Raw genomic sequence first — 728 nt, forward strand, 5'->3', positions numbered from 1 at the left:
TTAGAATTTAAAGACATCAATGCGGCATTTGACTTATTACACAAAGGTGAATCCATTCGTACGATTTTAACTTACGGAGAGTGAGATAATGAGTCTTAAATGTATTGAACAACATCGTTCTTTCGAAGGAGAGCAACGTAAGTATAGCCATTATTCCGAAGTCTTGCAATGTGATATGAAATTTAGTATCTACTTACCATCAAATAAAGAAAAAGAAAAAAATTCCACTTATATGGTGGTTATCTGGTTTAACTTGTACAGATGATAATTTTAGTACAAAAAAGTGGATTTCAACGTTTGGCTGAAAAACATCAAGTTGCAGTGATTATGCCAGATACTTCACCACGTGGAGAATACGTTTCTGATGTTGCAGCATGGGATCTTGGACAAGGGGCAGGTTTTTATTTAAATGCTACCCAGGATCCTTGGGCACAGCATTATAAAATAGTATTCGTATATTGTAGATGAATTAACATCCATTGCTTCGACTATAGTACCTAATTTTTCAGGTGAAGAAAGCATAATGGGGCATTCAATGGGAGGACATGGGGCTTTAGTGATCGGTTTGAAAAATGCTAAGAGATTCAAAGCGGTTTCTGCTTTTTCTCCAATCTTAACTCCTAGTCAAGTACCATGGGGAATAAATGCTTTCACCTCTTATTTAGGTGAAAGACAAAGATTCTTGGAAAGAATGGGATGCTTCAGAATTAATTAAAGAAGCTACTATT

Annotated in this window: 3 protein-coding genes; all 3 read left to right on the forward strand. The window is 35.6% G+C overall.

Annotated elements, in window-relative coordinates; genetic code table 11:
• Positions 1–203 precede the first annotated feature (203 nt).
• The 3 genes from L323_RS42110 to L323_RS42115 are packed head-to-tail and all read left to right on the forward strand — an operon-like array spanning position 204 to position 715.
• Positions 204–305, forward strand: a complete 102-nt coding sequence (locus L323_RS42110) for an alpha/beta hydrolase-fold protein (RefSeq protein ID WP_431602533.1) — start codon at positions 204–206, stop codon at positions 303–305.
• Positions 262–468 carry an alpha/beta hydrolase-fold protein gene (locus tag L323_RS41925; protein ID WP_347498808.1) on the forward strand — a complete coding sequence of 69 codons (207 nt, stop codon included), beginning with the start codon at positions 262–264 and terminating at the stop codon, positions 466–468. The genes L323_RS42110 and L323_RS41925 overlap by 44 nt, the downstream gene beginning before the upstream one ends.
• A gap of 22 nt (positions 469–490) precedes the next feature.
• On the forward strand, positions 491–715 hold the full coding sequence (locus L323_RS42115; protein WP_278244980.1) for an alpha/beta hydrolase-fold protein: 225 nt from the start codon (positions 491–493) through the stop codon (positions 713–715).
• Positions 716–728: the final 13 nt, after the last annotated feature.

It is taken from the genome of Ruminiclostridium papyrosolvens C7, from assembly GCF_000421965.1.
GTDB classification, from domain to species: domain Bacteria; phylum Bacillota; class Clostridia; order Acetivibrionales; family DSM-1351; genus Ruminiclostridium; species Ruminiclostridium papyrosolvens_A.

Coding starts and splice junctions, on each gene's coding strand:
- L323_RS41925 (WP_347498808.1), top strand. CDS start 262: ATGATAATTTTAGTACAAAAAAGTGGATTTCAACGTTTGGCTGAAAAA.